Origin of the sequence: Streptomyces chrestomyceticus JCM 4735 (assembly GCF_003865135.1) — a bacterium.
Classification (GTDB): Bacteria; Actinomycetota; Actinomycetes; order Streptomycetales; family Streptomycetaceae; genus Streptomyces; species Streptomyces chrestomyceticus.
On record NZ_BHZC01000001.1, the window covers coordinates 753,433 to 779,172 of the forward strand.

The 25,740-nt window shown below is 73.9% G+C and carries 17 protein-coding genes; 10 read left to right on the top strand and 7 right to left on the bottom strand.

The annotated features are described in order from the left end of the window. Positions 1 to 85 precede the first annotated feature (85 nt). From EJG53_RS03275 to EJG53_RS03285, 3 genes are all read right to left on the bottom strand, one after another. Positions 86 to 1,807 carry an acyl-CoA dehydrogenase family protein gene (locus EJG53_RS03275; protein WP_125043502.1) on the bottom strand — a complete coding sequence of 574 codons (1,722 nt, stop codon included), beginning with the start codon at positions 1,805 to 1,807 and terminating at the stop codon, positions 86 to 88. Between the two features lie 122 nt (positions 1,808 to 1,929). Then, the gene (locus EJG53_RS03280) at positions 1,930 to 2,490 is read right to left on the bottom strand and encodes a PadR family transcriptional regulator (RefSeq protein ID WP_125043503.1); all 561 of its coding nucleotides are present in this window, start codon (positions 2,488 to 2,490) and stop codon (positions 1,930 to 1,932) included. 62 nt (positions 2,491 to 2,552) lie between these two features. Next, complete coding sequence (locus EJG53_RS03285; RefSeq protein WP_125043504.1) at positions 2,553 to 3,641, bottom strand: PP2C family protein-serine/threonine phosphatase; 1,089 nt, start codon at positions 3,639 to 3,641, stop codon at positions 2,553 to 2,555. Positions 3,642 to 4,409: 768 nt separating this feature from the next. On the opposite strand from EJG53_RS03285, the gene EJG53_RS03290 reads away from it, so the two are divergent. Next, positions 4,410 to 5,594, top strand: coding sequence for a cytochrome P450 (locus EJG53_RS03290; RefSeq protein ID WP_125043505.1), 1,185 nt, complete (start codon positions 4,410 to 4,412; stop codon positions 5,592 to 5,594). A 79-nt stretch (positions 5,595 to 5,673) separates the two neighbouring features. Here the strand turns inward: EJG53_RS03290 and EJG53_RS03295 are convergent, their stop codons facing one another. Both EJG53_RS03295 and EJG53_RS03300 read right to left on the bottom strand, forming a co-directional pair. Then, a complete protein-coding gene (locus EJG53_RS03295) occupies positions 5,674 to 6,591 on the bottom strand; it encodes an aminoglycoside phosphotransferase family protein (RefSeq protein ID WP_125043506.1) in 918 nt (305 codons plus the stop codon). A gap of 86 nt (positions 6,592 to 6,677) precedes the next feature. Beyond that, positions 6,678 to 8,996: an ATP-binding cassette domain-containing protein gene (locus EJG53_RS03300; protein ID WP_125043507.1), complete on the bottom strand. Its 2,319-nt coding sequence runs from the start codon at positions 8,994 to 8,996 to the stop codon at positions 6,678 to 6,680. A gap of 297 nt (positions 8,997 to 9,293) precedes the next feature. Here EJG53_RS03300 and EJG53_RS03305 point away from each other — a divergent pair, with 297 nt between their 5' ends. From EJG53_RS03305 to EJG53_RS03330, 6 genes are all read left to right on the top strand, one after another. Continuing rightward, on the top strand, positions 9,294 to 11,192 hold the full coding sequence (locus tag EJG53_RS03305) for a hypothetical protein (protein ID WP_174856360.1): 1,899 nt from the start codon (positions 9,294 to 9,296) through the stop codon (positions 11,190 to 11,192). Beyond that, on the top strand, positions 11,189 to 12,772 hold the full coding sequence (locus EJG53_RS03310; RefSeq protein WP_125043508.1) for a SagB family peptide dehydrogenase: 1,584 nt from the start codon (positions 11,189 to 11,191) through the stop codon (positions 12,770 to 12,772). Before EJG53_RS03305 ends, EJG53_RS03310 begins: the two co-directional genes overlap by 4 nt. A 145-nt stretch (positions 12,773 to 12,917) precedes the next feature. Beyond that, positions 12,918 to 13,100 carry a hypothetical protein gene (locus EJG53_RS03315; protein ID WP_125043509.1) on the top strand — a complete coding sequence of 61 codons (183 nt, stop codon included), beginning with the start codon at positions 12,918 to 12,920 and terminating at the stop codon, positions 13,098 to 13,100. Positions 13,101 to 13,193: 93 nt separating this feature from the next. Then, complete coding sequence (locus tag EJG53_RS03320; protein ID WP_125043510.1) at positions 13,194 to 15,146, top strand: TOMM precursor leader peptide-binding protein; 1,953 nt, start codon at positions 13,194 to 13,196, stop codon at positions 15,144 to 15,146. 85 nt (positions 15,147 to 15,231) lie between these two features. After that, positions 15,232 to 17,826: a lantibiotic dehydratase gene (locus tag EJG53_RS03325; RefSeq protein ID WP_125043511.1), complete on the top strand. Its 2,595-nt coding sequence runs from the start codon at positions 15,232 to 15,234 to the stop codon at positions 17,824 to 17,826. Continuing rightward, entirely contained in the window at positions 17,813 to 18,829 is a 1,017-nt protein-coding gene (locus EJG53_RS03330) for a lantibiotic dehydratase C-terminal domain-containing protein (RefSeq protein WP_125043512.1), read from the top strand. Before EJG53_RS03325 ends, EJG53_RS03330 begins: the two co-directional genes overlap by 14 nt. 74 nt (positions 18,830 to 18,903) lie before the next feature. Here EJG53_RS03330 and EJG53_RS03335 read toward each other — a convergent pair whose 3' ends face one another. Then, positions 18,904 to 21,813: a helix-turn-helix transcriptional regulator gene (locus EJG53_RS03335; RefSeq protein ID WP_244954953.1), complete on the bottom strand. Its 2,910-nt coding sequence runs from the start codon at positions 21,811 to 21,813 to the stop codon at positions 18,904 to 18,906. Positions 21,814 to 22,114: 301 nt separating this feature from the next. Here EJG53_RS03335 and EJG53_RS03340 point away from each other — a divergent pair, with 301 nt between their 5' ends. Continuing rightward, complete coding sequence (locus EJG53_RS03340) at positions 22,115 to 22,894, top strand: SDR family NAD(P)-dependent oxidoreductase (RefSeq protein ID WP_125043513.1); 780 nt, start codon at positions 22,115 to 22,117, stop codon at positions 22,892 to 22,894. Positions 22,895 to 23,129: 235 nt separating this feature from the next. Further along, positions 23,130 to 23,561, top strand: coding sequence for a DUF779 domain-containing protein (locus tag EJG53_RS03345; protein ID WP_125043514.1), 432 nt, complete (start codon positions 23,130 to 23,132; stop codon positions 23,559 to 23,561). A gap of 162 nt (positions 23,562 to 23,723) precedes the next feature. On the opposite strand, the gene EJG53_RS03350 is transcribed toward EJG53_RS03345, so the two are convergent. Beyond that, a complete protein-coding gene (locus tag EJG53_RS03350) occupies positions 23,724 to 24,671 on the bottom strand; it encodes a DUF1444 domain-containing protein (protein ID WP_125043515.1) in 948 nt (315 codons plus the stop codon). 478 nt (positions 24,672 to 25,149) lie between these two features. On the opposite strand from EJG53_RS03350, the gene EJG53_RS03355 reads away from it, so the two are divergent. Then, positions 25,150 to 25,680: a methylated-DNA--[protein]-cysteine S-methyltransferase gene (locus EJG53_RS03355; RefSeq protein WP_125043516.1), complete on the top strand. Its 531-nt coding sequence runs from the start codon at positions 25,150 to 25,152 to the stop codon at positions 25,678 to 25,680. Positions 25,681 to 25,740 lie beyond the last annotated feature (60 nt).

Below are 25,740 nucleotides of genomic sequence, written 5' to 3' on the forward strand. Positions count from 1 at the left end.
CGCACTGGAGGGGCTAGTTCCTGAATGCTCCCCTTGTCCTTCTTCTGGTGCCCGTCGATCACCTCGCGTCCGCACGGACGTCCCGTTACGGCGCCATCTCGTAGGCCCCCGACAGCGCCTCGACGCGCTCCCAGACCCGCGCGGAGCGGGCCTCGTCGACGACGGGGCGGCGGACCGCGGACAGGGCCCAGGACTGCTGGGCGTCGGTCGCCGAGTCCTTGCCGTGCAGTTCGACGGCGTGCGCGGAGAAGTCGCGGACGAGGACGCCGAACAGCTCGTCCAGGACGTCCGCGTCGAGGTCCGTCAGGCGGGCCTGTTCGAGGATGAGCTGGCCGTGCACGACCAGCGCGAACAACTGGCCGACGGCGAGCAGCAGATCGAGGTCGCGGCTCTGCTCCTCGTCGGGGGCGGCGGTGGTGACGAACTCGCACAGCGCGTCCGCCTGCTCCCGGAAGCGGGCGACGTTGGGCACCTCGGCGTACGCGTCGTAGGCGGCGCGCCAGTCGTGGAACCGTACGGCGCCCAGGCCGCGGGCCGGGCCCTGGCGGAAGAGGAAGGTGTCGTCGGCCGCGTCGAGGCGGGTGGGTACGGGCGCGTACTCGGCCGGGTTCAGCAGGTGGTTGCCCATGAACTTGAGGATCAGCGCGAGGTTGACGTGGACGGTGCCCTCCAGCTTCGGCAGGCCGCGGATCTCGGTGGCGGCCTGCGCGAAGTAGGTGTCCTTCTCGAAGCCCTTGGCCGCGATGACGTCCCACATCAGGTCGATGACCTTCTCGCCCTCGGTGGTCACCTTCATCTTCGTCATCGGGTTGAAGAGCAGGTAGCGGCGGTCGTCGGGGCCGGCGGAGCGGAAGTAGTCGACGGCGCGGTCGCTGAACAGCTTCATCCCGACGAGGCGTACGTAGGCGTCGGTCAGCTCGCGGCGCACGTGCGGGAAGGCGGTGACCGGGCGGCCGTACAGGATGCGGTTGCTGGCGTGGGTGACGGCCTCGTACATCGCGTGCTCGCAGATGCCGATCGAAGCGGTGCAGAGGTTGAACTTGCCGACGTTGACGGTGTTGAGCGCGGCGTCGAAGGCGGCGCGGCCGGTGTGCAGGACGTCGTCCGGCCCGACCGGGTAGTTCTCCAGGCGGAACTCGCTGACGTACTTCGAGGAGTCGACGACGTTCTTCACCAGGTGGTACGCCGGGTGGCGGCTGTCGGCGGCGAAGAAGACGTAGCCGTCGGGGCCCTCGATGTCGGTGCGGCGGCCGAAGACGGAGACGAGTCCGGCGGCGTTGCCGTTGCCGATGTAGTACTTGGCGCCGCTGGCGAGGAAGCCGCCGTCGCCATCGGGCTCCAGCAGCATGTCGGTGTTGTAAATGTCGGCGCCGTGCGTCTTCTCGGACAGGCCGAAGGCGAACACCTCACCCTGCGCGAGGAGTTCGGCCGCGCGGGCGCGGGCGGCGGCGTTGTCGCTCTGCCAGACCGGGCCGAGGCCGAGGATGGTGACCTGCCAGGCGTACCAGTAGTCGAGGCCGTAGAAGCCGAAGATCTCGTTGAGGGCGGCGATGCGGGCGGTGTCCCAGCGCTTGTCCGGCTGCCCGCCGGCGGCGGCGGACGGGGTGAGGAAGGTGGCGAACAGCCCTTCCTTCGCCGAGAAGGCGAGGAAGTCGGCCAGCCAGGCGCGGGAGCGGTAGTCCTCGATCAGCCGGCGCTTGCCGCGGTCCTCGAACCAGTCGACGGTGGCGCGCAGCAGCCTGCGGGTCTCGGGGTCGAAGTGCGCCGGGTCGTAGGTGCGCGGGTTGAAGAGCAGCGGGTCGGCCATGGGGTCCGCCTTTCGGGTCGAGGGTGGGTGGGAAGAGTGGGGGGGCACGGGCCCGGACCGTCGGCAACGGGCAGGCGGCGGGCGCGGTGCTGTGGTGGGGCGCTGTGGTGCGGTGCTCCGGTTCAGGGCCGCTCGGGCTTCAGGGCGCGGAGCGTGCCGAGCACGTCCTCCAGCCAGGTGATCGTCATGCGCTCGTACGCGATGCCGCCGCGCAGCACCGCGTGCTGGAGCTGCTGCCCGGCGTCGAGGACGGCGGGCGCCTCGGGGCCGGTGAAGTCGCGCCGCTCCCCCGCCAGGTAGTGCGCGAGCCGGTCGGTGTGCACCTGGTGGTGCCGCTCGACCTCGTGGATCAGTGCGGCCGGGTCGTCGAACGCCGCGCCGCGGATCTTGACGGCGAGGTCGTGCCGTACGCTCTCGGGCTCGATCGGCTCGTGCAGCCAGGAGGAGAGGGCGGTCCGCCCGAGGGCGGCGACGGAGTACTCCTTCTTGTCCGGCCGCCCCTGCTGCGGCACCTCGCGGACCTCGACCCAGCCGTCGGCCTCCATGCGCTTGAGGACGCGGTAGATCTGCTGGTGGGTGGCGGTCCAGAAGTAGCCGATGGACCGCTCGAACCGGCGGGCCAGCTCATAGCCGGAGCCCGGTTTCTCCAGCAGGGAGACGAGGATCGCGTGGTCGAGCGCCATGCCCCGATCCTGCTATGCAACGAGTTGCATAGACAAGCGGCACCGCGCAGGTGAGACGCGGGTCACCCGGCGCGCGTACCGCACGCGCCCCGGAGGTCCGGTGCGGACACCGGCGGGCAGGACTCGACCAGGATGAACGCCACGTCGTCGGCGAGGACGCCGTCCGTGTGGCGGAGCAGGGCCTCCTGGAGCGCGTCGGCCGCGTCGTCGAGCACCGCCCGTGAGCAGGCGGACCGCAGACCGGCGAGATCGACCATGTCGCCCTCGGGGCTGCGGGCCTCGGCCAGGCCGTCGGTGTAGAACAGCAGGCGGTCGCCGGGGCCGAGGGTCACGTCCTGGACGACCGGCGCGGGGTGCAGTCCCAGCGGGGTGGTCGGTTCGGCCGGGGCGAGCAGGCGGGGCGGGGCGCCGGCGGGCAGGAGCAGCGGCGGGTGGTGGCCGCAGTTGGCCAGGCGCACCCGGGTGCCGGCGGACCGGCGGGTGGTGCGGAACTCGGCAGCCAGGGCGGTGACGAAGTCCTCCGCGCCGAGCAGGGTGGCCAGGCGCCGGTCGGTGGCGTCCAGCACGGCGGGCAGGTCGGGGCGGGTGTAGGCACTGTCGCGGAAGAAGCTGATCACAGCGGCCGACAGGCGTACGGCCGGCAGGCCGTTGCCGCGCACGTCGCCGATCAGCAGGCGCAGGCCGGCGGTGGTGTGCGCGAAGGCGTACAGGTCCCCGCCGAGCAGGGCCTGGGGCGAGGCGGAGTGGTAGCGGGCGCACACGGCCACTCCACCGAGCCGGAAGGTGGTGGGCTGGAGGATGGCGCGCTGGGCGACGGACGAGGTCTCGGTCAGCTCGCCTTCGTGCGCCACCCGTCGGGCGGCGCTCCAGGTGGCGTACGCGCCGCCCAGCGCGAGCACGGCCAGGCGCACCAGCATGCCCTGTTCGCCGAGGTTGCCCTCCCACACCGCGACACCGGCGGCCAGCAGCACCACGTACAGGGCGACGGAGCCGGTACAGGGGCCGTCGAGCCGGGTGGCGGCCAGCAGCGTACAGATCATCAGCAGCCCGGCCAGACTCTGCGCCGGGCCCAGCACGAGGTCTCCCACGGCTATGGGAATGCCCGGCAGCAGCGCGAACAGCAGCCATCTGCGGTCGCGGTCCAGGCGCATGGGCCCTCCTCCTGCCTCGCGGCGCGGAAGGTCACCGTGAGCAGCGGCGTCACCGTCCGGTTCACCCGGGCCGGATGCCGGCGACCGAGCGGAATCGACGGGCGCAGATCACGTAGGGGGCGTTGCCGACCGGCCTCGACCTCTCCTGCACCTTGCGCAGGAGATATGCCCGCTGGCCAGTCCGCTTGCACATGCCGTACGGAGGTACGTCCACGGGTCGACACGGTGGCGCGGCCGACGCGGGCGACGCGGGCGCGAGCTCCGGCCGGCGTTGTCCAACACGGGCAACCCACCGGTTGGACACGCCTCTTGTCCGACCGGTCGTCCAACTGATCGCGGTTGACCCGGTACTCCGCCGGCCAGCAGAGTGAGGGAAATCGATTCATCAATGTCGGGAATCCATCACCGGCCGGCCGTCGACGCGGAATGCACGGGAATTCACGGGGATTCACCGAGCATGCCCAGCGCACGGAATGCAGGAAATTCGCACTTCGTGCGGAACGCGTCGCGCCCGGCCGCCCGTGGAATTTCGTGGAGATGAGGAAGGGACCCGGCGCCGGCCACCGGCCACCCCTCTTCGGGGGCCGGCGCCGTTTCCGCGGTGAGCGGCCGCTTTCGCCGCGCTGCCGCAGGTGTTTCGCCGCGGCGGCGGTCCGCACCGCGTTCCGGCTCCCGCCCGGCGCATTCCGGGGTACGCCCCTGCCCGGCCACTGCGCCCGTAGGGACACCTCCCGCCACCGCGGCCGACGACGGAGAAGGGATGTCACGATGACCCAGCCCCAGGAAATACCCGTACATCTGCGCCGGGACCGGTTCGACCCGGTCCCCGAACTCCGGCAGCAGACCCGGGAGGCGCCGCTGACGGCGGCCGACATCGACTTCGGGCCCCTCGGCCAGGTGAAATGGCTCGCCACCGGAGACGCCGAGATACGGGAGGTGCTGGGCGATCCGACCCGGTTCAGCTCCGCGCTGCCCGACGGCGAGGACGGGACGGGCACCCGGGCCCTGCCGGGGAATCTGCTGACGTGCGACCCGCCCGACCACACCCGGCTGCGGAAGATGGTGGCGCCGGAATTCACCGCCCGGCGGACCCGCAGGCTGGAACCGCGTCTCCACGAGATCGTGGCGGAATGCCTGAACACCATGGAACGGGTCGGGCCACCGGCCGACTTCATGCGGCACTTCGCCTGGCCCATGGCGGGCCTGATCACCTGCGAGCTGCTGGGCATTCCCCGGGACGACCGGGCGGAACTGGCCCGCTACCTGGACGTCTCGCAGAACGACGCCGGGTCGCCGGAGCAACAGACGGCCACCGGGAAGGCGTACTGGGCGTACATGGTCACCCTCGCCGGCCGGCAGCGCCGTAACCCCGGCGACGGCCTGTTCGGCTCGGTGGTGCGCGCGCACGGCGCGGACATCAGCGACGAGGAGCTGGCGGGCCTGGGCGCGACCTTCGTGTCCGACGGATTCCTGCAGGTCTCCAGCATGCTGGGACTGGGCACGCTGGCGCTGCTCGACCACCCCGACCAGCTCGCGCTGCTCCGGGAGCGGCCGGAGCTGATCGACCGGGCCGTGGAGGAGCTGCTGCGGTACGTCACCGTCATCCACACCGTGGCGCCCCGGACCGCCCGGGAGGACGTGCCGGTCGGGGACCAGGTGATCAAGGCCGGTGAGCGGGTGGCCTGTTCCCTGTTCGCCGTCAACCGCGCACAGGACGAGGCGGAGACCGACCGCTTCGACATCACCCGGGAGGCCGCGCCGCACATGGCCTTCGGGTACGGCATCCACCACTGCGTCGCCGCGCCGCTGGTCAAGAGGGAGATGGCCGCGGTGTATCCGGCGCTGCTGCGGAAGTTCCCCGGCCTGCGGCTCGCCGTGCCGCCGGAAGAGGTCCGCTTCCGGGGCTCGCAGACACGGCAGTTCAGCCTGGAGGCCCTGCCCGTCGCCTGGTGAGGCGATGCCCGTCACCTTTTACGCGCCCGCCACGGACGGCCCGTACGCGGCGCTCCGGCGGTCCTGGAGCGGTGGGTGATCAGCGCTGGACGGACGCGGTGAGACGGCGCATCGCGGCCTGCGCGGGCGGGCCCCAAGTGGCCTTGCCGCCGGGACGGCCGTGGAGACCGGCGTCTCCGACGAGCAGGCCGCCGAAGGCGCGCAGCACCGCCCAGCCACGGGCGCGGCGCAGGGTCGCGGCGTCCGGGTGCGGCCGGTAGGCGGCGTGGAAGCGATCGGCGAAGCCGTCCGGCAGCAGGAGCCACGCGGCGGCGAGGTCGAAGGCGGGGTCGCCGGCGAACAGGTCGCCGAAGTCGATGACGCCGGAGAAAGTACCGTCCATGGTGAGGATGTTGGCCGGATGCAGGTCGCCGTGGAGCCAGAGGCGCGGGCCCGCCCATTCGGGCGCGGCGGCGGCGTCCTCCCAGACCGCGCGGACCGCGTCCGGGTCGTGGACCAGGCCCAGTTCGACGACCGAGGCGAGCCCGTCGGCGAAGTACTGGGCGGTGTCGGCCAGCGGGCCGCCGCGGTCCCGGCCGTCGGGTGCCTCGTCGGGGGCGGGGCGGTGCAGGGCCGTCAGAAAGGCGGCCAGGGCCTCGGCGGCCTCCGCACCTCGCGTCGCGGGGGCGCGGTCGGCGGGCTCGCCCGGTACCCAGGTGGTGACGAGCCAGGGCCGCGGGAACCGTTCCGAGGGCTCGCCGAGGCGCTGCGGTACGGGCACTTGGAGCGGCAGGTGCGGGGCGAGGGCGGGGAGCCAGGCGTGTTCCTTGCGCAGCAGCGCGTCCGCGGTCTCCGTCGCCCAGGGCATCCGGACCGCGAGGTCGTCACCGAGCCGCCACACCTGGTTGTCCCAGCCGAGGGCTCCGAGTGTCACCGGGCGGTCCGCCAGGTCCGGGTGCTGTTCGCGCAGCAGGTCCCGGATCAGTTCCGCCGTGATGTCTGTTTCGGTGACTGTCATGGGCAGCAACGATAACCGGGGGCGGCCGGGCCCGGACCGTACAGGGGCCGGGCAGCCGCACCGGACCCCGGCCCCGTCACCGGCGCTCAGCCCCCGGCGCGCCCACGCTCCTCGGGCCCGGCCTGACCGACGTACTCCCGCAGGTGGCGGGCCGTCAGCGTGCGGCCGTCGGCGACCAGTTCGGCGGGCGTGCCGGTGAAGACGACCTGCCCGCCGTCGTGTCCGGCGCCCGGGCCGAGGTCCACGATCCAGTCCGCGTGGGCCATCACCGCCTGGTGGTGCTCGATGACGATCACCGAATTGCCCTCGTCCACCAGCCGGTCGAGCAGGGCGAGCAACTGGTCGACATCGGCCATGTGCAGACCGGTGGTGGGCTCGTCCAGGACGTACGTGGTCGCCTTCTCGTTCATGTGGATGGCCAGCTTGAGGCGTTGCCGTTCGCCGCCGGAGAGGGTGTTGAGCGGCTGTCCCAGGCGCAGGTAGCCCAGCCCGACACCGGCGAGCCGTCCGAGGAGGGCCTGTGCCTGCCCGGCGGGGAAGAAGTCCTGTGCCTGGGCGACGGACATGGCCAGCACCTCGCTGATGTCCTTGCCGCGCAGCTTGTACGTGAGCACCTTCGGCGTGAAGCGTTTGCCCTCGCACTCCTCGCACACCGACGCCACCCCCGCCATCATCGCGAGGTCGGTGTAGACCAGCCCGATGCCGTTGCAGTGCGGGCAGGCGCCCTCCGAGTTGGCGCTGAACAGCGCCGCCTTGACGCCGTTGGCCTTGGCGAAGGCGGTGCGGATCGGGCCGAGCAGCCCGGTGTAGGTGGCCGGGTTGGAGCGGCGTGAGCCGCGGATCGGCGACTGGTCGGCGACGGCGACGCCCTCCCGCCCGGCGACGTACCCGTGGATCAGCGAACTCTTCCCGGAGCCCGCGACGCCGGTGACGACGGTCAGCACCCCCAGGGGTATCTCCACGCTGACGTCCCGCAGGTTGTGCCGGTCCGCGCCCTGGATCGCCAGGGTGCCGCGCGGCGTGCGCACCGTCTCGCGCAGCCGGGCCCGGTGCTCCAGGTACCGCCCGGTCAGCGTCCCGGAGGCGCGCAGCCCCGGCACGTCCCCGGCGTAGCAGATCCGCCCGCCGTCCGTACCGGCGCCGGGGCCGAGGTCCACGACGTGGTCGGCGATCGTGATGACCTCCGGCTTGTGCTCGACGACGAGGACGGTGTTGCCCTTGTCGCGCAGGCGCAGCAGCAGGTCGTTCATCCGCCGGATGTCGTGCGGGTGGAGCCCGACGGTGGGTTCGTCGAAGACGTACGTGACGTCGCTGAGGCTCGATCCGAGGTGCCGCACCATCTTCACGCGCTGCGCCTCGCCGCCGGAGAGGGTGCCGGCGGGCCGGTCCAGGCTCAGGTAGCCGAGGCCGATCTCCACCAGGGAGTCGAGCAGGTGCCGCAGATTGGCCAGGAGCGGCGCCACGGAGGGGTCCTCGACCGTGCGCAGGAAGGCGGCGAGGTCGCTGATCTGCATGGCCGAGCACTGGGCGATGGTGACGCCGTCGATGGTGGAGGAGAGCGCGGCGGCGCTCAGCCGGGTGCCTTCGCAGACGGGGCAGTCGGCGAAGGCGACGGCCCGGTCCACGAAGGCCCGGATGTGGGGCTGCAGCGCGTCGCGGTCCTTGGACAGGAACAGCCGCTGGACCTTGGTGACCAGCCCTTCGTACGTCGTGTTGAGGGTGGCCGCCTTCACCTTGGTCGCGGGTTTGTGGAGGAAGTCCTCCCACTCCCGCTCGGTGTAGTCCTTGAGCTTCTTGTCCGGCGGGAAGAAGCCGGAGCCCGCCATGACCTGCCAGTACCAGGAGCCCACGGCGAAGTTGGGCACGGTGACGGCGCCCTCGTCGAGGGAGAGTTCGCGGTCCACGAGCTGGTCGACGTCGATCGTCGACACCTGCCCGAGGCCCTCGCACTCCGGGCACATGCCTTCGGCGCTGTTGAAGCTGAAGGCGCTGGAGGTGCCGATGTGCGGGGTGCCGAGGCGGCTGTAGACGATCCGCAGCATGGTGTACGCGTCGGTGGCGGTGCCCACCGTGGAGCGGGAGTTGGCGCCCATCCGCTCCTGGTCGACGATGATCGCGGCGCTCAGGTTGCGCAGCGCGTCCACGTCCGGGCGACCCAGGCTCGGCATGAAGGACTGGACGAACGCGGTGTACGTCTCGTTGATCAGCCGCTGTGCCTCGGCGGCGATGGTCCCGAAGACCAGCGAGGACTTGCCCGACCCGGAGACGCCGGTGAAGACGGTGAGCCGCCGCTTGGGCAGGTCCAGGGAGACGTCGGCGAGGTTGTTCTCCCGCGCGCCGCGTACCTCGATGACGTGGTGCAGGTCGGCGGCGGCCGGCTGGGGGCTGGTGGGGTCGGCGGGCATGTCGCTCTCTTCTCCTCCGGGACGGTGGTACGGCGGTACGTCGGTACGTCGGCCGGGCGGCGGTTGGCGCGCGGCCGGGCGCGGCGGAGGCGGGCAGCGGACCCGGACCCCCGTCGTGCCGGGGTACTCTCCCACACTTTCCGCGTACGGCGTACGGAGTTTTTCCGGGCAGACCGCCACCGGACACCGCCCGGCCCCCGGCCGATCACTGTGGTCGGTCTACGGTCCGGCCGTAGAGACGTCTCGCGCGGGCGGTGGTGACACTCGGGGGCGATCCGCCGACCCCGAGGACAGACGATGCGACCGAAACTCAAGCCCGACGTGCTGTACGTGCCCACCGCGGACGGGGTCCACCTGTTCGGCGCGGGCGCCAACCTGGAACTGCGGGGCGGCGCCATCTACCAGTGGGTGGACCGGCTGGCGCCGCACCTGAACGGCACCGTCACCCTGGACAACCTGCTGCGCGGCCTCCCCGACGACAAGCGGGCCGTGGTCGCGGCCCTGCTGAAGCGCCTGGAGGACGGCGGCTGCCTGACCGACGCGGAAGCGGACGAGCCGCACGGCCTGACGGACCGCGAGCTGGCGACGTACGCGCCGGAGATCGCCTTCGTGGAGTACTACCGCGGTTCGGCGGCCCGGCGCTTCGAGACGTACCGCAACAGTTCGGTGGTGGTGCTGGGCGCCGGGCCCGCGTTCACCGCGCTGATCGCTTCGGCGCTGCACTCGGGCGTCCGGCGCCTGCGCGCCGTGTGCACCCCGGAGTTCCCCACCGACGAGGACCGGCTGACCGAACTGACCGGCGGGTCCGAGCGGCGCGACCCGGACCAGGAGCTGATCCGGACGGTGCTGTCCGGCGACTCCGACGCGGAACTCGCGGCGGCGCTGGAGGGCGCCGACGCCGTCCTGCACGTGTCCTCGGCGCCGGTGACGGACCGGGCCGTACGGCTGCACCGGCTGTGCGAGCGGGCCGGTCAGTTGCTGGTCCAGGGCGTCGTGCTGGACGACGTGGCGTGGCTGGGGCCGTCCGGCGCGGCCTGGGCGTCGGCCTGGCAGCGCCTCGCGGCGCCGGAGCCGTCGCGGCCCAGCACCTTCCTCACCGGGCCGACCGCGGCGGTGGTCGCCGGTCATCTGGGCCTGGCCTGCTTCACCGCGCTGACGGGCGCCCGGGACGACGGCCCGCCGACGGTGACCCGGATCGACCTGGAGACCCTGCGCACTTCGACCCACCCCTTCCTCCCCCACCCGTCGGCGATGGACGCGCCGCAGGAGAGCGCCGAGGAGTTCGGGGAGCGCGTCGAACGCCTCCGCTCGGCCGAGCCGCTGCTCCCGGCGGACTTCTCCGCGCGCGCCGCGGCCTGCTTCGACCGGTACACGGGAGTGCTGCGGGCGCTGGAGGAGGGCGACTTCACGCAGTTGCCGCTGAACGTGACCGAGGCGGTACGGCCCGAGGGGCCCGCCGAGCGGGTCTTCGGCTGGGGCACCGGCTTCGCCGAGGCCCGGCAGCGGGCGGCGCTGCGCGGGCTGGCCCGGTACGCGGTGACGGCGCCCGATCCGCGGCGCTTCGCCGACGACGGGTCGGTACGGGGCTGGGACCTCGTCGGCAAGGAGGTCACGACGGTACCGGCCGGGGACGTGTTCACGTCGGGCCCGGGCGTGGCCGCCGCACTCGACTGGACCGGTGCGGTCACCGAGGCGGTCGCGCAGCAGTGTGCGCGGCTGGCGGTGGAGGACGTACGGGCGGGCACGGCCGAGCCGGTCCTGCTGGACGTGGCGGGCGCCTCGGTGGACGAGGCGGGCCGCCGCCACCTGGACATGCTGCGTCCGGCGGGCGGCGAGGTCACGGCCGCCGACATCGGTACGGCGCTCGGCGTGCCGGTGCTGGCCTGGTGGCAGGGCGCCCGGCCGGTCGGGGTGACCTGCGGCCCCGGCGCGGTCACCGACGGTCTCGAACTGGTCCTGCTGGACCGGCAGTCCGAGCTGACCGGCGAGTCCGCGTACGCTCCGCCGCCGGTCCCCGGACTCGGCGCGCCGCCGCGCGGAACGGACGGCGCTGCCGTACCGGCGGACGCGGACCTGCCCGCGCTGGTGGAGGCACTGGCCTCGCGGGACCGGTCCCCCGTCGTGGTGCCGCTCGACCACGACCCGGCCGTGCACGAGGTGCTGCCGAACGTCGTACGGGTGGTGCTCGCCGGATGACCGGGGCCGCCACCGACGAGGCCGGAGCGCTGGGGCTGCGGTTCTGGTACGACACCTTCGAGGGCGTACGGGAGCTGTTCGCCGAGGGGCACGGTTCCGAGGGCGGGCCGGACGATCCGCTGCCGAGCAAGACCTACCGGGGGCTGCCCCGCCACGTACTGGCCGCCCCGCCCCGGCGCATCGGCGACGCGCGCTGGTCCTTCCCCGGCTTCCGGGACCGGCACCCCGAAGGCCCGCCGCGCAGGCCCTGGGACGGGAGCACACTGTCCGCGCTGCTGCACCACACCTACGGTCTCGGCCGGATGGAGCTGGGCCCGCAGGCCGCGTGGCCGTACCACCGGCTGGTGGCCTCGGCGCGCTGCTTCTACCCGGTGGAACTGTACGTGTGGCTGGACGGCGACACCGGGGACGTACCGGCGGGGTGCTACCACTACGACCCGCTCCACCACGCGCTGACCGCGCTGCGGCCCGGCGGCATCCCGGAGGAACTGCGGACGGCGGTGGCCTGCAAGGGCCGGGACACGGCCGCGCTGGTGCTGCTCTCCGCGTACTTCCGCAAGACCGCCTTCCGGTACCGCGACTACGCCTACCGGCTGTGCGCGCAGGAGTCCGGCATGGTCGCCGGCAACGCCCTGCTGGCGGCCGGTGCGCTCGGTCTGGACGCCCGGGTCCACCACCGGTTCCTGGACGAGCCGGTGAACCGGGCGCTGGGCCTGGACGGCACGGAGGAGACCACGTTCGCCGTGCTGGAGATCGGGGCGCGGGACGGCGTGGCCGCGGCTCCGGCGCGGGACCTGACGCCCCTCGTGACGGAGCACGTCCGTACCAACCAGGAGGACGCGGCGCGCTGGTCCCGGCTGACCACCCTGGACGCCGGCAGCCGGCTGACCGGTGAGGCACACTTCCCACCGGTCGCCCCGGACCCGTTCCACCAGCCCGCTGACGGCCCCGCGGAGCCCTTCGCCGACGACGAGCGGCCGCCGGGGAGCGTCGAGTTGGGCGACGCGCTGCGGCGCCGGGACTCGGGCGGGCGGATGTTCCAGCCGGACCGTGCCGCGCTGCCGCAGCAGCAGCTCGCGGACCTCCTGCGGTACGCGCTGGACCCGGTGCCCTCCGACCACGGCGGCACACCGCTGCGGCCGCTGCTGGACTGCCACGTACTGGCCCTCAACACCACAGGCCGGACCGCAGGTCTGTACCGGCTGGAACCGTCCCCCGCACTCGTCCCGGTACCCGGACGCGACGGGCGGCCTGCGGTGGCCATGCTGTGCGACCGCACGCCCTCGGTGAACACCGCGCGCGCCAACGCGGTCGTCTTCCTCACCGTGGACCGCTACGAGGGCGCCCGCCGGTTCGGGGACCGCGGCTACCGCGTCCTGCACCACGAGGGCGGCATCGTGGCCCAGCGGCTGAGCGTGCTGGCCGCCGCCGAGGGCCTCGCGGCCCGGATCACCAACGGGTACGACGACCGGGTCGTACGGGAGCTGCTGGGCGGCGGGGACGCACACGTACCGATCTTCGCGATCGTGCTGGGCCGGCGGCAGGCCACCTCCCAGTACGAACCCCCGCTGGACTGGTGACCACAGGCACCGTAGGCCACGGACCCACGGCAGACCCTACGGGTGCTCCGTAGAGACCCGGGGCCCCCGAGGATCACAGAATCAGCTCGGACAGCGGGCGACCGCCGCCCGCAGTCGTCACCCACAGAGGAAGGAGGGACACGACATGGACGCGAACCTGGTGCTGGACCTCGACGACCTGAGCGTGGACCAGCTCGACATTCTCCCGACCGCCCCCGGCTCCACCCTGGAGTCGATCAACGTCGGCCACGCCATGGTCGAGATCGGCGCTTCGAACTGCACCTCGAAGGGCTCGCCCGCGAGCTGCTGCTCTTGTTGCTGCTGCTGATCACGCTGCACAACAGGGCCGTGTCCGGCGCGTTCCGCGCGTCGGGCACGGCCCGGTGCCACTGACGGGACGGAAAGACGGGACGTGCGAAGGATGCAGCAGGGGAACGTGGCGGACCGGCCGGCCGGACTCGCGGTACGGGGCGACGGGCTGCTCGCCCAGGCGGTCCGCGCGGCGGTCTCCCGCCGACACCCGTCGGCCGCCGAGGACAGCGACCGGTGCGCCGCACTGCTCACCGTGGACGACGGCTGGCGGGACGCCGACCGGACGAGCCGGCCGGACCTGCCGTGGCTGCCCGTCCGGGTGGAGCTGGGCAATGTCGTCATCGGGCCGCTCGAACTGCCGGGCCGGCCGGGATGCGCGCAGTGCGCCCGTACCCGCAGGCAGCGGGCCCTGGGACAGGACAGCCCCCGCGCCGAACTGCTGCGCCGGCACGGCGACCGGCTCGCCGAACGGCCGTCCCCGCTGCTGTCCGCCTGGGCGCGCGACACCGTAGCGGCCTTCGTGGAGGCGGAAGCCGCCGCCGTGCTCGACGACCCGGAGCGCGCCGGCACCCGCAACGCGATCACCATCATCGGCCTGGCCGGTCTCACCGCCGACTCCCACCCGTTCCTGCCCGACCCCTGCTGCCCCCGCTGCGGCAGCCTCCCCGACGACGGGCCGCCGGTCCTGATGGACACCCCGCGGCCCAAGCTCGACCGGGACACCTACCGCGTCCGCAGCCTCGACACCGGCTGGGACGGTCTGCTGCGGACGTACGTGGACGGGCACACCGGCATCGTCCAGCAGCTCGACGTACGGACCGACTACGCCTACCCCATGGTCTCCGCGCCGCTGCGGCTGCCCGACGGCATCCAGGAGGCGGGCTTCGGCCGCGGCCTGGACTACACCGGCTGCGAACGCACCGCGCTGGCCGAGGCGTTGGAGCGGCTGGGCGGCGCCCGGCCCGGCGGCCGGCGCACGGCCGTCCGCGCCGGCTACGAGCAGGTCGCCGACCGTGCGGTCCGCCCCACCGACCTGGGCCTGTACCCGCCGGACCGGTACGCCGACCCGGAATTCCCCTATCCGGCGTTCACCCCCGACCTGGAGATCAACTGGGTGTGGGGGCACTCCTTCGGCCGCGGCGGCCCCGTGCTGGTGCCCGAGGACTACGCCTACTACCGCACCCGGCACGGGAACGACTCGGCCCGCCCGCTGGCGTACGAGGTCTCCAACGGCTGCGCCCTCGGCGGCTGCCTGGAGGAGGCCGCGCTGCACGGCATCCTGGAGCTGGCCGAGCGGGACGCCTTCCTGCTCACCTGGTACGCCCGGCTGCCGGTGCCGCGCGTGGACCTGGACACCGTGGCCGACCCGGCGGTCCGGCTGCTGGTGGAGCGCATCCGGCAGGACACCGGGCACCGGGTCGCCGCGTTCGCCACCACGCCCGAGCACGGCATCGCCACGTCCTGGGTGATGGCCGTACACCCCGGGGACGCGGTGGAGCCCGCCGCGATCTGTGCCGCCGGCGCCCATTTCGATCCCGAGAAGGCGCTGCTCAACGGCCTGCTGGAGCTGACCGCGAACCTGGGCTGGAACCGCGCCGCCTACCGCGAGGAACTGCGCCGGATCGAAGGCATGGTCGCCGACCCGCACCAGGTGCGGGAGATGCGCGACCACGCGCTGCTGTACTGCCATCCGGACGCCTACGACCGGTTCGCCTTCCTGCCCGGTGAGGAGACGGCGCGGCCGGTGGCCGAGGCGTTCGCCCGCGCCACCTGCCGGCCGCGCCACGCGGACCTGCGCGACGACCTCGCCGAGGTGGTCGAGCGCTTCACCGCCCGCGGCCTGGACGTGATCGTGGTCGACCAGACCACCGACGAGCACCGCGCCGCCGGCTTCGCCTGCGCGAAGGTGATCATCCCCGGACTGCTGCCGATGACCTTCGGGCACCGGATGAGCCGTACCCACGGCCTGCCCCGGCTGTACGACCTGCCGGCCCGGCTCGGGTACCGGGACGGGCCGCTGGAGCCGGCCGACGTCAACCCGCATCCGCACCCGTTCCCGTGACGCCCCGGCCGTCCTCTTCCCCGTACGGCCGGGGCCGCTCCGCCGCACGACCAGAACCGACCCGCACGCGAAGGCAGGGACAACGATGAGTGGCTTCCACGTCGCGGACACATTCGGCGTACGCATCGGTGGTCTGCCGGTGTCGGTGCTGGACGGTTTGCGGTCGGACGAGGTGTGGCGGCGGACCGGCGCGCTGCTCGACGGCGCCCGGGAACTGGCCGACCGGGGCGCGGAACTCTCCGACGCGCTCTACGCGTTGATCGGGCAGGAGACCGGCGCCAAGGCGGCCCTGGTCGCGCTGCGCCGGGCGGTGCACAACCAGCGGACGCCGGGCGAGCGCTGCTGGAACGACGAGGTGCGCGCCGCCCTGCCCGCCGAAGTGGTGGCGGACGTCGAACGGTGGGCGGAGCTGCTGGCGGCCCACCGGGCCGACACCGCCGCCCTGGACGGCCTGCTCCCGCAGGACGCGGCCGACCGCCGCGCCGTCCTGCGCGAGGCGGCCGCCCAGCCGGTGTTCCGGCACGGCCTGATCCAGGGCAGCCCGGTCCTCCACGAACAGTTGCGCAAGTGGCTGGCGCGTCCCGAAGGCGCCGTGCCGGACCGCAAGCTGGCGCTCCGGCTGGCCAAGTACCTCGCCCGGGTGACGGCCAAGACCAGCCCGTTCAGCACCTTCACCGTCAGCGGCCTCGGCCGGTGGGACGGTCCGCGCCCGGAGGCGGCCGGACCGGCGGTGCGCGACACCGTCGAGATCAACCTGTGGCTGGTCCAGCAACTTGTCCGGCGGCTGCGCGAGCACCCGGCCCTGGCGCCCGCCGTCCGGCTGCGGGTCAACCCGAGCGCCCATCAGACCGACGGGCACTGGGAGTTCCTGGGCCCCGGCGAGGAGGAGCCGCTGCGCACCCTGCCGGTGTCCCCGCCGGTCCAGGCTTGCCTGGACTTCCTCGCCGACGGTGCCCGTCCGCGCCACGAGGTGGCCGCCCACCTGACCGAGCGGAGCGGTGCCGCCCCGGAGCAGGCCGAGCGTTATGTCGCGCGGCTCACCGAACTCGGTGTGCTGGAGACCGTGCCCCCCTTCTCCGAGCAGGCGATGGACCCGCTCGCCGAACTGCGGGCGTGGGTGGACACCGGCGGCCCGGAGCTGGCCGAGGTGTCGGCGCAGCTCAAGGAGGTGGCCGCGCTGCTGGACGGGTATCCGGAGCTGACCGACCCGGACGCCCGCCAACGGCGCGCAGAGGAGATCCACCAGGCGCTGGGCCGGGTCGCCGAACGCGTCGGCCCCGAGCAGGTCGTCGTGCCGCCCAAGAACTACATCATCGAGAACGCCCTGCTCGTCGGGCCGCCGCCGGCCCAGAACCGGGCGGCGTGGGAACCGGTGCTGCGCGACCTGGACATCGTTCGCCGCTGCTACGCGGCGCTCGACCCGGCGCTGCCCGGACGGGTGGCGCTGGCCCGGCTGTTCACCACGCGCTTCGGGATCGGCGGGAGCGTGCCGTTCCTCGCGTTCCACCGTGCCGTGCAGGAAGAGATGCGTACGGACCCGCAGTTGCCCGGCCTGCTGTCCGTCTCGCAGCACGGCTACGCGCCGCTCGCCGACAGCCCGCTGCCCCGGATCAAGGAGCTGCTGCGGGTACGGGCCGGGCTCACCGGCGCGGCCCTGAACGCGCGGCCGGACGCCGACGGAGTGGTGCACGTCGACCCCGCGCGGCTCGCCGCGCTGGCCGACACCTGGCCCGCGTGGATGCGGCCGCCCGGCTCGGTCGCGTTCTACGGCCAGTTGACCGGCGGGCCCGAGGACCCGGCCGGGTTCGTGGTGAACGCCGTCAACGCGGGCCACGGGCGGGGCCGCGACCGTATCCGCCGGCTGCTCGGCCAGGCCGGTGTCACGGTGGCGGGCGAACCGTCCGGCCCGCCCGGCGACGTCATCCTGGCGGACACCTGCCGCCACTACGGCAGCAACGTGGGCCTGCGCGACCTGACCATGACCGACGAGATCGACTACCCCGGTTCGGCGAGCCCGCGCCCGGCGGAGCGGCGCATCCCGCTGCGCGACCTGGAGGTGCGCCACGACCCGGCGCTGGACCTCCTCGTGCTGTGGTCGCGCACCCGCGACCGCGAGGTGCGGCCGGTGCACCCCAGCCTGATCGCGGAGTTCTGGCTGCCGCCGGCGATGCGGCTGCTGATCCAGGCGTTCGGCGACACGCCGACGCTGCTGATCCCCGGACGGCGGATGTTCGGCGACATCTCCCCCGCCACGGCACAGGGCCTGCTGCACGAGCCCAGGATCACGATCGGCACGGTCACCGTCAGCCGCCGCCAGTGGGTGTTCCGCACCGACGAGGCGCCGGTGCGCGCCAAGGGCGAGGCGGACCGCCCGTACCTGCTGCGGCTGGCCGCCTGGCTGCGCGAACACGGCATCCCCGAGCGCTGCTTCGTGCGCGCGCTGGACCCGTCCATGCTGACCGACGGCAACGTCTGGCAGCTCAAGTCCCGCAAACCGCTGTACATCGACTTCGCGAACCTGCTCCTGACGGGACTGTTCGAGCGGATGCTCGCCGAGCGGGGGAACCTGCTGTTCCTCCAGGAAGCCCTGCCCGACCCGTCCGCCGCGCCGCGCTACGGCGACGCCGGAGCCCGCGTCACCGAACACCTCGTGGAGGTCGGTCACCATGGCCGTAGCTGACCGCCCCCTGGACCCCGCCACCGCCGACGCGTCCGACTGGGTGTGCGCCCACGTCTTCCAGGACACCTGCCACGACGCCCTGCTCACCGGCTGTCTGCGGCCGCTGGTCAAGGAGCTGTCCGCCGACGGGCTGCTGCACCGGTACTTCTTCCTGCGCTACTGGGAAGGCGGTCCGCACGTACGGATGCGCTTCCTGCCCACCGGTACGGCGGCCTCCCGCGAGGTACGGCAGCGGGTGGCCACGGCGGTCGGCGCGTTCCTGCGGGACCACCCGGCCCCCGACACGGTGGACCGCACGCGGTACGCCGGGCTGGCCGGCGAACTGGCCGCCCTGGAGGACCTTTCCGAGCACGACCGGGAAGTGCGGCCCAACAACACGGTCGAGTTCCTGCCGTACCTGCGCGAGCACGCGGTGTACGGACACGGCCCGGCCATGGCCGCGACCGAGCAGCACTTCCACGAGTCCAGCGAACTGGCCCTGGCGCTGATCGCAGCCGGTACGACCGGCCAGCAGCGGGCGGCGATCGCCCTCGACCTGATGCTGGCCGTACTGGCCCTCTGCGACAAGCTGCGCGCGCAGTGGGTGGACAGCGGGCAGCCGCTGATCCCCTTCGCCGAGGGCACCGAACCCGCCGCCACCGAGGAGCACTACCTGGCCCGGCGGGAACACCTGCGGGAACGCGCGCTACGGGTGTGGCAGCTCGCCCCGGACCCCACCGGGGCGACCCCGCAGGCGCACTGGCTGCGGTCGCTGCGCACGCTGCGGGACCGGCTCAGCGACTGGGAGGACGCCGGCGCATTCACCTCCGACTGGGCCCGCTCGCCGCTGAACCAGGGCGGCCCGGACCTGGCCGCGTTGCCGCACCCGGCCACCACGCTGATCCTGCTGCGCTGCGCGCACCTGGTGAACAACCGGCTCGGGCTGACCCTGAGCGAGGAGAACCACCTGCGCTTCCTGGCCGGCCGGATCGTCACCGACCTGCCGTCGCTTCCGGTGCGCTGACGCACCGTCCCGCAGTCCCTCCCGGCCCGCCGCCCCCGTACGGCGGGCCCGCCCGTCACGTCGACGGGGCTCCGTCACCTCGACGGACTGGGCCGCAGCTCCGCGGACCGGGGACCGTCGTGCCACCGGGACGACCGGACCAGGGTGTCGGCGCACGGCTGCCCGGGCGGCAGCGTCCGGGAGCAGGAGCACGGTGCGGGCCCGGTGGGGCGGGTGCGGCCGTCGGCCGGCTGGGCCGCCGGGCGTGCCTGGTCCTCCGGCGGCTCGGCGGACGGCTCCGCCGGGATCGCCGCGGCCAGTCCCTGCCGCCCCGTTATGCCCAGCTTGCGGTACACACCGGACAGGTGGAACTCCACCGTACGCATGGTCAGGAACAGCATCTGGGAGATCTGCCGGTTGGTGTGCCCGCTCCGGGCCAGCCCGGCGATCTTCAACTCCTGCGGGGTCAGCAGCGGATGGGTACGGACCGGCTTGTCGTGGGCCGGTACGGGCTCCGGCGCGGCACGCAGCCGCCGGGCCAGTGGCGTGGCACCGCACTCACCGGCCAGGGCCAACGCCGCCGCGCACTCGCGGTCGGCCTCGGCCGTCCGCCCGGCGGCGCGCAGCGCGGCGCCCAGGTCGGCCCTGGCCACGGCGAGTTCCAGGCGGGCGGGTGACGCTTCGAGGTGGCGCACCGCCTCGGTCAGCAGCATCAGCCTGCGCTCCCCCGACCGGGTCATCGCCAGGGCGTGCCGGGCGACGCCGATCGTGCGGGGTGTCCCCCAGCGGCGGGCGGCCTCCAGTTCCTCGCGCGCCAGGGTCTCGGCCCGGTCGGTGGCGCCGTCGGCGGCCAGGGCGAGCGCCGCGCGGGAGCGCCACGGCAGCACCGCCGGGCTGACGGCGCCCCGGCGCACCAACTGCCGCCCGGCGGCCAGGAGATCCCCGGCCGCGCGGCCCGGCTCGCCGCGCAGCCGCCACAGGGCCGCCCGGGCGGCGAGCAGGTACGGGCCCTCGTAGCGTCCGTGCAGGTCGTCGTCCGGGCCGTGGCCGGCGACGCCGTGCGCGGCCAGCAGTGCGGCGGCCTCGTCCTGGTCGCCGAGCTGCGCCAGCGCCTCCACCAGACCGGCCACCGCGAAGCCGGCCACGATCGGGAGCGCGGCGCTGCCGGGCCCGATCTCCTCGACCACCGGCCGCAGGATCGCCACCGCGCCGGGCAGGTCCCCGGCGACGCGGCAGATCCGGGCCCGGAAGATGTCCGCCGCCAGCCCGGCCCGCCGGCCCGACATGGCGCGGCTGAGCCTGCCGGTGCGCCAGCAGTGGGCCCGCGCCTCGACGAGTTCGTCGGCGCGGATCAGGGTCGCGCAGCTCTGCCAGAGGCGTCCGAGGTCGCCGCCTTCCGCGCCGGACAGCGCCTCGCGCGCCGGGGCGAGGGCCGCTTCCCGGTCCGTTCCCCGGTCGGCGGCGATCGCGGCGCGCAGGTTGGCCAGTTCCCGGCTCCGTCCGCCGCCGGCCCGCTCCGGTGCGTCCGCGTCCCCGTCCGGGCCCGCGTCCGCCAGGCGGCGGGCCTCGGCCGACGGGCCGGCCGCGTCGAGCAGGGAGACGCTCGCCTTCCGGAGAGTGAGCCTGCGCACCGCCGCCGGGTGGCCGGCGCCGATCCGTTCGGCCGTCTCGTCCAGTACGGAGGCGGCGTCCGCCGGTCTGGCCCGGTCGATGAGCATGCCGGCCACGTCCAGGGCCAGTTCGGCACAGACCTCGGGGTCCTCGGACTCGCGCAGCAGGGTGTCCAGTTCGCTCAGCGCGAGGTCCGGGTCGACGAAGGTCTCGGCCTCGGCCAGTTCGCGCCGGACGGCCGAGCGGACGTCCGCGGGCAGCCGGTCCCGCAGCACGCACCGCAGATAGCGACTCGCCTCCTCGGCCCGTCCCTCGTGCAGGAGTTTGCGTGCCGCGGCACGCAGCGGCTCGACCGCCCAGTCCAGCCCGGTCGGGCCCGCCGCGGCGAGCTGCTGGGCGATCCGTTCCGCGCCCCACTGCTCGTCCCGCAGGAACCGGGCCACCTTCAGGTGCGCGGCGATCCGGGAGCCGACGGGCATCCCGGCGAGCACCGCGGTGCCCAGCAGCGGGTGCCGGAACGCCGGCGGCACCCGGTTGGCGAGCACCTGCCGTGCCACGAGGGTGTCGATCGCGTGCAGGGCGTCGGGGACCGGCAGCTCGGCCAGCGCGGCGGCGTGGGCGACCTCCGCGCTGTCGCCCAGAACCGCGACAGCCCTGGCCATGGCCAGGGCTGGTCGGGGCAGGTCGTCGAGCCACCGCCGGGTACATCGCAGCGCTTCGGGGCCGGCCGCGCCGCGCAGTTCCCGCGCGGTGACGGCCGGGCCGGGGCGGCCCGCGAGGTGGGCGAGCAGCAGGCCGGGGTTGCCGCCGGTCAGTTCGTGGCACACGGCGGCCGCCGCGGCGTCGAGGGTGAGGCCGCAGTGCCGCGCGGCGAACTCGGCGATCCCGGCCTCGGGCAGGCCGGTCAGCTCCAGGTGCTCGGCGCGGGCGAGGAGTTCGGCCGCACCGGCCGTCCGGCCGCTGCCGGGGTCCTCGCCGGCCGCCGCGACGATCAGCAGCGGTACGGGCCGGTCGAGCGAGGCCAGGGCCACCAGCCAGGTCGCGGACGACGCGTCCACGTCCATGAGGTCGTCCACGCACAGCGCGAGGGGCGTGCGTGCCATGACGTCCCGGCCGCGGGCGACGTAACCGTCCAGGGTGTCCGTCCCGTCGTCCGGGCGGCCGAGGGCCTGACGGGCCGCGGCGAACAGGGAGTCCCTTACGGCCGGTCCCCCGGCGGCGGTCCCCACCCGGAAGCCCGCGTCCGCCGCGCGGTCCGCCACCGCTTCCAGCAGGGCGCTCTTGCCGACGCCCCGCTCCCCCCGCACCGCGACGATCACCGGTACGCCGCCGCCGGCCCGCCCGATCAGCCCGTCCAGCCGGGCCAGCTCCGCTTCACGACCGGTTAACGGCATCGACAGCCCTCCCCATAGACATGAATATGTCGGGACGTCCTTACACCCGACAGGTTCGTCCATCTTTCATCCTGATACGTGCCTTGCCCGGACTGCGATCGCGGACCGGGCCAAGAACGGCTGGTTCGCTACCACCGGCGGCCGATTCCGCTCGGCCGGGGGTGCGGTTCCTGGCTGACCGGGTGAGCCCCGGCCACCGGTCCGGCCCCGGCCCCGGAGGCGTCCGGACCGTCGCCGCCGCACCGCGCCCGTACCGCCGCCCCGGAGATCGCCGGCGCCCGCCCCCGTCTAAGGTGCGGCAATGACTTCGCACACCTATCTCACCGAACTGTTCTCGCTGGACGGAACGGTCGCCGTGGTGACCGGCGGCAGTTCCGGGATCGGACGTGCCGTCACCGGGGCGCTCGCCCGCGCCGGCGCGAGCGTCGTGGTCGTGGCGCGCAAGGAGGCGGAACTCCGGGCCACGGTCGACGAGCTGACGGCCGACGGCTGCCGGGCGGCGTGGGTGAGCGCCGACCTCGGTACGCGGCCGGCCGTGCGCGAGGCCGCCGACCGGGCGGCCGGCGTGTTCGGCGAGCCCGACATCCTCGTCAACTGCGCCGGGGTCAACCTGCGGCCGCCGATGGGCGAGCTGGACGACGAGGTGTGGGACACCACGATGGCGGTGAACTTGGAGGCGCCCTACCTCCTGGGGCAGCGCTTCGGCCCCGGCATGGCCGAGCGTGGCTTCGGCAGGATCATCCACATCACGTCCCAGCAGGCGCACCGGGCGTTCGTCCAGAGCGGCGCGTACGGCGTGTCCAAGGGGGCGCTGGAGTCGCTGGCCCGCTCCCAGGCCGAGGCGTGGTCACCGTACGGCGTCACGTGCAACACGCTCGTGCCGGGCTTCGTGATGACGCCGCTCAACGCCCGGCTGTCGTCCGACCCGGAGAAGGTGGCGGCGCTGGCCGCCCGCACCATGACCGGGCGCAACGGCCTCGCCGAGGACTTCGCGGGCGCCGCGGTCTTCCTGGCGAGCCGCGCCTCGGCGTACGTCACCGGGCAGTCGCTCTTCGTGGACGGCGGCATGTCGGTGCACTGAACGGGCGCCGTACGGGCGGCCCGGCAGCGGCGACCCGTCGCCGGGCCGACCGTACCGGTCGGCCGGATGCCCCCTGACTACACTGCTCGCAGCGTCGGCACGGCAACACCGGCCGGCCGTCTCCGCGGCACACACCCGGAGTCGCACCGCACCTGGTCCGGACGGAACGAACGGCGAAGGAGGGGCACATGAACCGCTGCAGGCCCGAGAGGCCGGGACCGCCCCGGAGGACGCCATGAGCACCGGGGCCGAACACGGCACCCAGGACCTCACCGAGCGCCGCGCCGGACACGGCACCGAGCGCATCGCCCTGACCCCGGCGGCCGGCGACCTGCTCCGGCGGCTCCGGGAGGCGCACGGGCCGCTGATGTTCCACCAGTCCGGCGGGTGCTGCGACGGCAGCTCCCCGATGTGCTACCCGGCGGGCGAATTCCGTACGGGCGCGGCGGACGTGCTGCTGGGGCGGCTGACCGTGCCCGGGATCGCCGAGAGCGTGGACTTCTGGATGGCGGCGGACCAGTTCGCCCGCTGGCAGCACACCCATCTGACGGTGGACGTCGTACCGGGACGCGGCGGCGGCTTCTCGCTCGAAGCTCCCGAAGGGGTGCGCTTCCTGATCCGCTCGCGGCTGTTCAGCGAGGAGGAGCGGGCGCGGCTCGACGGCTGAGCACCGGCCGGGCCGCCGGCCACGGAGCTGGTGAGGCCCCGCGCACGGGGGATGACGCGGGGCCTCATCCAGTTGAACGACCGGACCGGGGAGGGGGTTCCCCCGCCGAAGCGGACTTTACGAAAAGTTTTCGTCACCCCGCGCACCGGCCGCCCGCCGCGCTCACGCCTCGTCCTGCACCAGCCGCTCCAGCATGTCTTGGAATTCGAGGTCCACGACCACCCGCAGCCCGTCCCCGTCCGGCTCGCTCAGCCGTGTCATCGCACCGCGCCGCCACCAGAACACATTGGGGCTGATCGCCCCCGCCGCGTCCTCGTGGCCCGCCGCGGCGAACTGCGCCATGGCCTGGAGCGCCGGGACGACCTGCGCGTCGTGGATGGGGTGGAAAGCCAGTTGGTGGCGGAAGGGCATCGCGACCAGCGCGCCGTCCCCGGTCAGCGGTGTCCCCATGATCCGCTCGACCAGGTCGTCCAGGACCAGCACCCGGCTGGCGGTGAAGAACGAGTCGCCCAGCACCACTTCGAAGGACGAGCCGTCCCCGCGCCGTACCGTCTCGTGCCCCTCCACCGGCAGCGCCCGCAGATTGTTCAGCGCCCTGATGCGCAGCTCGGCCACCTCGCCGAGGTCGGCCAGCGAGTCCTCGCTGAGCATCTGCACGGCCTCGGGCAGGTCCAGGGCGAGCACCTCGCGCAGCCCGGGGGCCGGCGCCCGCCCGTACCGGAAGGACTCCGCGGGCGGCAGCGTCTCCTCGGCGACGACCCGGGGGAACAGCCGGGCCCGGATCTCGTCCTCCGTCAGGGTCTCCATCGGCTGCGGGCCGTCCATGGTGCGCAGCACCTTGCCCACGTGGTCGCGGATCATCGCGGGCCACACCCGTTCGCCGCGCCGGTCGCGGTGGCACACCGCGGCGAGGTTGCCCAGGCCGAACCGCCGCCCGCCGGAGTCGGCGACCACCCCCGCGTACACCGTGACCTCCAGGCCGCGCTCGGCGAACGCCTGCCGGACCTGGGAGCGGAAGACGCCGCCCTCCCGCTCCGAGAAGAACGAGAACTCCCCGTCACGCGGGGCTTCGCGCGGGTCCCGCTTCGGTCCACGGCGGAACAAGCCCATCTCTTCCTCCCGGCGACGGCCTCGATGCCGCCGATCGTAACGGGTGCGCCGGAGCCCCTCGACCGGTCCCCGCCCCGGCTCCCCCCACCTCACCGCCGCACGGCCCGCCGGGGTCCCCCATGGTCATCCTGCCCACGGAGCGGTCCGGTCATGGCGCCCGCGAGCAGCGGAAACGGAGGGCCGGGCGCGGACCCGGGCAGGTGCTGTCCGGGCCACGGGTCCGGGCAGCCACCGCCCGGGCCGCGATACGCTGCGGTGCCGCCCGGCGGCCGACCGGTCCCCGGCAGCACTCGTGCTTCCGCCGCGTTCCGGACGCGCCGTCCGCAGCCGGCTTCCGCCATCCCCGCCCCGCCCCACCGGCGGGAATGCGACGTCCGGATACCGCCAGCCGTCACCTGCCCGCGGCGGCACAGTGGGGTGTGACGGACGAGCCGGTGAACGGCTCACGTGCACGGAGAACAGAGAAAGGGGCCGGACGATGACGGCCACGACGGTCCACACGACACTCGGCAGCCCGCTGGGCGACCTGCTGCTGGTGGGTGAGCCGTCCGCCACCGCGCCGGGCGGCACCGCGCTGGCCTCGCTGTCCGTACCGGACCAGAAGGGCGGCGCCGTGGTCGACGGGACCTGGACCCACGCACCGGAGGCGTTCACGGAGATCGCCGCACAGCTCACCGCGTACTTCGAGGGCGCCCGCACCCGTTTCGGCATCGCGTACGTGCCCGGCGGCACCCCCTTCCAGCAGCGCGTCTGGCAGGCCCTGGAAGACATTCCGTACGGCGAGACGTGCACCTACGGCGACATCGCCGCCCGCATCGGCGCCCCGCGCGCCGCGGTACGCGCGGTCGGTACGGCCATCGGCCGGAACCCGCTGCTGATCGTCCGCCCCTGCCACCGGGTCATCGGCGCCAACGGCACGCTCACCGGTTACGCGGGCGGCCTGGGCCGCAAGGAGCAACTGCTCCGCCTCGAAGGCGCGGCATGCATGGCGGGAACTCTTCCGGCCTGACCGGCCCCGCCCCCGTACGGGCATGGGGAACGGCGCCAAGTCCCCTGTCCCGGCGCCGTT